The organism is Microvirga aerophila, from assembly GCF_003332305.1.
Lineage (GTDB): Bacteria > Pseudomonadota > Alphaproteobacteria > Rhizobiales > Beijerinckiaceae > Microvirga > Microvirga aerophila.
The window spans coordinates 37,167-43,616 of sequence record NZ_QOIO01000048.1 but is presented as its reverse complement, the minus strand read 5'-3'; the positions used below and the strand labels follow the sequence as shown (position 1 = coordinate 43,616).

Below are 6,450 nucleotides of genomic sequence, written 5' to 3'. Positions count from 1 at the left end.
ACACCCGGATCGAAAACTTTCCAACCCAAAGCGCCAAACACTCCAGCAGCAAAACCAAACATAACCTCGCCGCCGATGGGCGCTTTATAGGCCCAAGAGATTTTGGCTGTCAACAACGATGTGAAGGTTTTTTGACGGTCAGCCCGTCGCTGCCGGTGCAGACAAGGTTTCCGCCTCACTGCAGCCACACTAGGACGGGAAGGCATATGGCTCCTTGGACGAGGCCATTCGAGGAACTTGCGCTGCTGGGCCGGATCGGCCTGTGCGTCCCGGATCTCTTGTGGTAGAGCCCATTGCACGTTTGTAACACCAATCATTCCGATCAGCCTCCGCCGTAATGAGCCACCCTCCTTCAGACGACGATCGCATCGAGAGCCCCTCCAGGGGCGCTTTCCGCACGTCGTCGGGCATCGATCTGGGCCATGAGCCCCCGCTGAACGCCCTGGGCGGGACGGCTCCCGAAGTTGACAAGCGGGAAGTGAGCCTTCGCTGGCTCGGGGCGAGCGTTCTCACAGGTCTGACCGGCGCCGGGCTGATCGGCGCTTCCATCTATATCGCTCTCCAGGGGGCAACCACGTCTGCAACGCCTCCGGAGCGGGCCGCGGCCTCCGTGCCGCGCGCTCCCGACGATGCAGGGCGCATGTCCAACGTCGCACGCAAGGCGGACAAGCTCGACCGGACCGAGAACACGGTTCTGGCCAGGCAGAGCTTCCGCGCGCCCATGACCATCCGCAGCGGCGATCGCGAGGCTATCAAGGTCCGCCAGTTCGTGCGGGTCGCAACAAACCTTTCGCTCACCACGGGCACCTACGCGACTGACATCCCGGCGTTCAATCCGATGCGCCTTTTTACCGATGATGTTCAGCTTCGTCTGGTCGATCCCGGACCTGAGGTCTCCGACGCCGACGTATCGGTGGTTCGGCGCGACCTCGGCCTGCTTTCCGTCGAGGCGAGCGCGCCCTCGCTGTCCGACGACGACGTGCTTGCCATCCTGGAGGAGGAGCGTCGCGTCGGGGCCGAAGCCGGCCGCCGGGCCTCGGTTCTCATCCCGGCTCAGCAGATGCTGTCGCGGACGCTCCGGCAGCCCGAGGGCCTGGGCGACGCGCTTGGCTACGCCCGGATTGTCGATGCGCCGTTCAGCACCATCGAGGTTCGGGTCGTCCCTGAGAACGTCACGAGCCTGCCCAAGATCGAGCAGCGCGCCATCGGCCCTGTCGTTGAGGAGCGGGATGTCGTGCTGAAAAAGGGCGAGACCCTCGAGACAGTCCTGCGTTCCTATGGGGGCACCCCCGAACAGATCGTTGCGATCACGACGGCTCTTGCCGCGAGAGTCAAGGTTGCGGGACTGGGTGAGGGCCAGCGGATGCGTATCCTCATCGCCCCGGGTCCTCTCCTGGGCGATCCAAGGCAGATCGTTCGGGTCCTCGTCCTGGGCGAGAAGGGCATCGAGGCCATCGCCGCGACGAACGACCGGGGCGTTTTCGTATCGGTCACCCCCCCCAGCGATGAAGGCGATCAGCAAACCATCGTCACTGAGGATGAAGAGGAAACCGAAGGGCGCGGCGGAGTCCGGCTTTATGAGAGCCTCTACGAGACTGCCCTGAAGAACGAGCTGCCGCGCCAAACCGTCGAGGAGCTCATTCGGATCTTCGGATACGATCTCGACTTCCAGCGCCGCGTCTCGTCCGGCGACACGTTCGAGATCTTCTTCGGATCGGACGAAGGCGATGAGGCGCCGGAAATCCTCTACGCGGCGCTGACCGTGGGCGGAGAGGCAAGGCGGGTCTATCGCTATCAGGGTGATGACGGAACGATCGATTATTTCGATGAGGCCGGCCGCTCCCTCAAGAAGTTCCTGCTTCGCAAACCGATCGCCGACGGCATTCTGCGGTCGGGCTTCGGATCGCGCAACCATCCGATCCTGGGCTATACGCGCCCCCATACGGGCGTCGACTGGTCCAATCGCATCGGCACCCCGATCCTCGCGGCCGGCAATGGCACGATCCTCAAGGCGCAATGGGATACAGGCGGCTATGGCCGCCGGGTCGAGATCCAGCACACGAACGGTTACGTGACGGCCTATTCCCACATGTCCCGCTTCGGCAACGGCATCGTGCCGGGCACCCGGGTCCAGCAGGGTCAGGTCATCGGCTATGTGGGCAGCACGGGCCTTTCCACGGGGCCACACCTTCACTACGAGGTGATCATCAACGGCAGCTTCGTGGATCCCTTGAAGATCCGCCTGCCGCGTGGCCGAGAGCTCGAAGGGCGTGGCCTTGCCGAATTCAAGCGCCAGCGGGAGCAAGTGGACGAGCTGATGAGCCACGCCACGGCCTCGGCCAGCGTCGCCCAGCGCGTCGAGTTGCGCTGAGTTTCATGCTCGACCTGCTCACGATCGTTCTGCCGGTCTTCGGCTTGATCGCCATCGGCTACCTGGGACGCAGATCCGGCTTGGTGTCGGAGCGGATGGGCGACGGTCTGTCGGAATTCGTCTTCACGCTCTCGGTCCCCTGCCTGATCTTCGGAACCCTCGTCAAAGCCGAGATCCCCGCCGTGCAGCCATGGGGATATTGGATCTCATATTTCCTGGGCGTGGCGGTTGTCTGGGTTATCGCCACGATAGTCGGCCAGCGCGTGTTCGGCCTGAGAGGCGTCTCCTCGGTCGTGGCTGGCTTTTCCGCCGGTCAGGCGAACACCGTCTTCGTAGGCGTTCCGATGATCCTGAAGGCCTATGGCAGCGAAGGCGCGGTGCCGCTGTTTCTTCTGATCGCCGTGCACCTGCCTGTGACCATGACGCTTGCGACGATTCTGGCCGAGGGACGTCAGGCCTCACCCCTCGTGATCCTCCGCCGGCTGGCGACCCATCCCATCGTCGTCGGCATCCTGGCCGGCTCCGCATGCCGGCCGCTTGCTCCCTATCTGCCTGGATGGACCCTGCAGATCGTTGACCTGTTGGGAGGAGCGGCGGTTCCGTGTGCGCTGGTTTCGATGGGAATCGCCTTGCGGCGCTATGGGTTGCAGATGGGCTGGAAGCTGCCGACCCTGCTCTCGGGGCTCAAGCTCATCGTCCATCCGCTGGTCGTTCTCCTGCTGGCAACCATGGTTTTCGAGATGCCCCCGGTCTGGGCCGGCGTTGCGGTGCTGTTCGCCTCCTGCCCGTCCGGCATTAATGCCTACCTGTTCGCCGAACGTTACGGGGAGGGCGTGGCGCTCGCATCGAGCACCGTCACGCTGTCGACCATGCTGGCGCTGGGCACGACGCTTCTGTGGCTTTACGTGCTCGGCATCGGCTGAGCATCGTGCGGAAAATTAGCCCCGGTTTTCCGCACCGGACGATGCGTCAAGTTCCAAAGTGCATGAAGCCGAGACGCTGCCGGATGGCTGCGGCGGTCGTCCCCTCCCGTCTCAGGTCCGCCAGCGCTTCGGAGCCCCTGCTCTTCGAGAGCTTGTCGCCGATCGGATCAAGGACGAGTTCGTGATGGTGATACAGCGGCGCATCCAGGCCGAGCAGCGACTGGAGCAGAACATGGAGGTCGGTGGCGGCCTCGAGATCCCGGCCCCGGACCACGTGGGTCACGCCTTGCAGCGCATCGTCCGTGACCACGGAGAGGTGATAGCTCGTCGGCACGTCCTTGCGCATGATCATCGCGTCGCCCCAGCGCCACGGGTCGGCCTTCACCGTGTCGCCCCTGTTGTCCCGACCGAAGCGCCGGAACGCATAAGGCCCTGGTGAGATCCTTCGGGCTGCCGCCATGTCGATCCGCCATCCATGCGCCTCGCCCCGGGAGATCCGACGTTCGGCCGCCTCAGCCGACAAGGCTTTGCAGGTGCCCGGGTAGAGACTCGCTCCATCCGGATCCCGTGGCCAGGGTCGGCCGGATTCGGCCTCTTGGTTCTGGACGGCATCGGCGATGGCCTTGCGGGAACAGAAGCACGGATAGACCACTCCCCTGCCCTTCAGCCTGGAAAAGGCAGCCTTGTAGTCTGAAAAATGTTCGGATTGCCGCCGGACCGGCTCCTCCCACCGGATGCCTAGCCAGGCGAGATCGCTGTAAATGGCTGTCTCGAATTCTGGGCGGCAGCGGGTCACATCGATATCCTCGATCCGCAGCAGGAGACGTCCGCCGAACCTGTGTGCAAAATCCGCATTGAGCAGAGCCGAGTAGGCATGCCCAAGATGCAGCCGCCCGTTCGGGCTGGGGGCGAATCGAAAGACCGGCTTCGTCACGGGAGCCTTTGTGCAAGGATATGGAACCGATGAGCACCCTCCTCGAATCGGATGAGGTTCTCAAGAGGGGGCTCGACGCGGTGATGCGGTCGGACCCGGTGATGAAGGCCCTGGTGGCCAATGGGGCCACGCCGAAGCTCCGCAAGCGCCCGCCGGGGTTCGGAGGGCTGGCGTGGATTATTGTCGGCCAGCAGCTCTCAACCGCGAGCGCCGCAGCCATATGGGAACGAACGCGGCTGCTCTTCGACACCGATTCGCCACAGGACTTCATGACGCTCTCGGACGAGGATCTTCGCCAAGCCGGATTGTCGGCGGGCAAGATCAAGACCCTGCGGGCTGCCGCGACGGACATTCTCGACAGCCGCCTGCCGCTGGGCCGGCTGCATGACCTTCCAGCCGACGAGGCTCATCGCCTCCTCACGAACGTGAAGGGGATCGGACCTTGGACGGCGGACATCTATCTTCTGTTCTGTCTGGGACACCCCGACGCCTTTCCCAGCGGCGACCTGGCCGTGCAGGAAGCGGCCCGCCTCGCCTATGGGCTGGAGGCGCGTCCTGGCCCCAAGGAGCTCACGGCCCTGGCTGAGCGCTGGCGGCCTTGGCGCGGCGTCGCGGCAAAAGTGCTCTGGGCCTATTATCGGATCGCGAAGTCCCGCGAGGGGAGCCCAGTCGCGTGAACAAGGAATCCATAATGGCTTTTGCTGACAGTCCACGTCTTGCGCCGAAATCAGGCCAAGCCAAGCAGCTGGTGGTGTTTCTGCACGGATTGGGCGCGGATAGCCGGGACCTGATCGATATCGGAACCATGTGGCAGAGCTGGCTGCCGGACGCCGCCTTCGTGGCGCCCCATGCGCCCGACCCATATGACGGAGCGCCGGTGGGGCGGCAATGGTTCCCGCTCACCTTCCGGGATCCAGCCGAATTCTGGCGGGGCGTTAATTATGCGGCGCCCCGCCTCGAGGCTTTCCTAGACGCGGAGCTGGCGCATCACGGACTTCCCGCCTCGAAGCTTGCCATCGTGGGCTTCAGCCAAGGCACCATGATGGCCCTGCATGTAGGTTTGCGCCGAGCCACGGCCCCGGCGGCCATCGTGGGCTATTCGGGGGTCGTGGTGCTGGAGGACGGAAAAGGGGTGGAGAGCCTACAGACCGTGATCCGGTCGAAACCGCCGATCCTGCTCGTCCATGGGGATCAGGACGACGTGGTGCCGCCCGAGATGTTCTTCTCCACCAAGGAGGCATTGGCCGCAGCCAGAGTGCCTTGCCAATGGCACCTGTCGCGCGGCGTTTCGCATGGCATCGATGAGGATGCGCTGAGGCATGGCGGCCTTTTCCTGGCTCATGCTTTCGGCCTCTCCTAACCCGCCTAGAGCACCGTTCGATGGGGCTGGCGGCTCAGGCGCGCGCCGCCTTCAGGGCCATCTGAGCGCCGGCTCGAAGCAGGGCCGTGTCGCTGGCAATAGACACCATGTGGAAACCCTTGCGGACCAGATCGGCGGCGCGTTCGCCTGTTGCCGAGTAGATCGCCGCGAACTTGCCGGCGGCCCTTGCTCTGGCGAGCGCGTGGTCGAGCGCCTCCTCCACCATGGCGCTGGCGGGATTCATATCCGTGCCGCCTGAGAGCGCGATGGACAGATCGGACGGGCCGATGAAGATGCCGTCTATGCCGGGGACCGCCAGGATGTCGTCGATGATATCGAGCGCTTCGCGGGTTTCCACCATGGCGAAGGAAACCGAAAGGCCATTGCCCTTCTGGAAATAATCGCCGGGCTGCAGGCCCGACAGGGCAAGAGCCCCATGAGGCCCCCAGCTTCGCTCGCCGACCGGCGGAAACTTCATGAAGCTGGCGAACCGGCGGGCATCCTCGATGGTGTTGATCATCGGGGCGATCACGCCCGACATGCCGGCATCGAGATACCGGGAGGCGGCCGCGAAATCTCCCACGGGGATTCGGACCATCGCCGGCTTGCCCGCGGCTTCGATAAGGGCGGTGGCCCGGACGGCCGTGGCGAAATCGACGGCCCCATGCTGGGTGTCGATCACCACCATGTCGAAAGCCTCACGGGCCAACAGGGCCGGGATGGCCGCTTCCGGCAAGCCGCACCAAGCCGCCAAGGCAGGGGAACCGCTTCTCAGGCGGTCGTGGATGGACGCACGGGGAAGCATGAAGCCCCTCCTGAAAGGTTTTGGGAGCTTTACCAGCCCCTGAGAAGCGGGATGGGC

The 6,450-nt window shown here is 64.4% G+C and carries 7 protein-coding genes; 4 read left to right on the top strand and 3 right to left on the bottom strand.

Translation table 11 applies throughout. The features are described from left to right. A partial coding sequence (locus DRB19_RS30815; RefSeq protein WP_210207509.1) for a hypothetical protein occupies window positions 1–317 on the bottom strand: 317 nt, incomplete at its 3' end. A gap of 20 nt (window positions 318–337) precedes the next feature. On the opposite strand from DRB19_RS30815, the gene DRB19_RS22030 reads away from it, so the two are divergent. After that, entirely contained in the window at window positions 338–2,371 is a 2,034-nt protein-coding gene (locus DRB19_RS22030) for a M23 family metallopeptidase (protein WP_114188178.1), read from the top strand. Window positions 2,372–2,376: 5 nt separating this feature from the next. Beyond that, the gene (locus DRB19_RS22025) at window positions 2,377–3,294 is read left to right on the top strand and encodes an AEC family transporter (protein WP_114188177.1); all 918 of its coding nucleotides are present in this window, start codon (window positions 2,377–2,379) and stop codon (window positions 3,292–3,294) included. A gap of 46 nt (window positions 3,295–3,340) precedes the next feature. Here DRB19_RS22025 and gluQRS read toward each other — a convergent pair whose 3' ends face one another. Then, window positions 3,341–4,228 (bottom strand): tRNA glutamyl-Q(34) synthetase GluQRS, encoded by an 888-nt coding sequence (gene gluQRS / locus DRB19_RS22020; RefSeq protein ID WP_114188176.1) that lies wholly within the window; start codon window positions 4,226–4,228, stop codon window positions 3,341–3,343. 29 nt (window positions 4,229–4,257) lie between these two features. Here gluQRS and DRB19_RS22015 point away from each other — a divergent pair, with 29 nt between their 5' ends. Then, on the top strand, window positions 4,258–4,905 hold the full coding sequence (locus DRB19_RS22015; protein ID WP_114188175.1) for a DNA-3-methyladenine glycosylase family protein: 648 nt from the start codon (window positions 4,258–4,260) through the stop codon (window positions 4,903–4,905). A gap of 14 nt (window positions 4,906–4,919) precedes the next feature. Beyond that, entirely contained in the window at window positions 4,920–5,588 is a 669-nt protein-coding gene (locus tag DRB19_RS22010; RefSeq protein WP_114188174.1) for an alpha/beta hydrolase, read from the top strand. 34 nt (window positions 5,589–5,622) lie between these two features. On the opposite strand, the gene DRB19_RS22005 is transcribed toward DRB19_RS22010, so the two are convergent. Next, window positions 5,623–6,393 (bottom strand): HpcH/HpaI aldolase family protein, encoded by a 771-nt coding sequence (locus DRB19_RS22005; protein ID WP_114188173.1) that lies wholly within the window; start codon window positions 6,391–6,393, stop codon window positions 5,623–5,625. Between the last annotated feature and the right edge of the window lie 57 nt (window positions 6,394–6,450).